Here is a 349-nt window from a genome sequence, read left to right as displayed (position 1 = left end):
CCGACGTTGTCCAGGTGCGCCAGCAGCGCCTGGGCATCGCGATAGCCTTCGCGGCAACGCGCCGTGGCGCCGTCATAGCAGAAGCCGTAGTAGAGGCAGCCGGGTTCGTTGCGGGTGCGCTCCAGCATGGCCTCGCCCAGGCGCTTGAAGGCTTCGAGCTGATCGGGCTGGACGGCGAAGACGGGGGCCAGGCTGCAGACGGAATCGCTGGGAAGAGTGGGCATGGGGGCTCCGGGGTCGGGGATGGTCTCCATGCGACCCCTGCCGCTCGGCAAGGCTCCCGCCGGCTGACGGACGTCAGACGCCGACTTGGGCGATCCAGTCGTTGAGGTTGTAGTAGTTGGTCACC

1 protein-coding gene is annotated in these 349 nt (G+C 67.9%); it reads right to left on the bottom strand.

Annotation, left to right across the window (positions count from 1 at the left end):
* Positions 1-224 (bottom strand): putative quinol monooxygenase (locus tag FS767_RS21775; RefSeq protein ID WP_178102768.1); only part of this gene is annotated, 224 nt, incomplete at its 3' end.
* Between the last annotated feature and the right edge of the window lie 125 nt (positions 225-349).

It is taken from the genome of Pseudomonas sp. DE0010, from assembly GCF_007680745.1.
In the GTDB taxonomy this organism is placed as follows: domain Bacteria; phylum Pseudomonadota; class Gammaproteobacteria; order Pseudomonadales; family Pseudomonadaceae; genus Aquipseudomonas; species Aquipseudomonas parafulva_B.
Note: the sequence above shows the minus strand (reverse complement) of the source record. Positions and strands in the feature narration are given on the sequence as shown.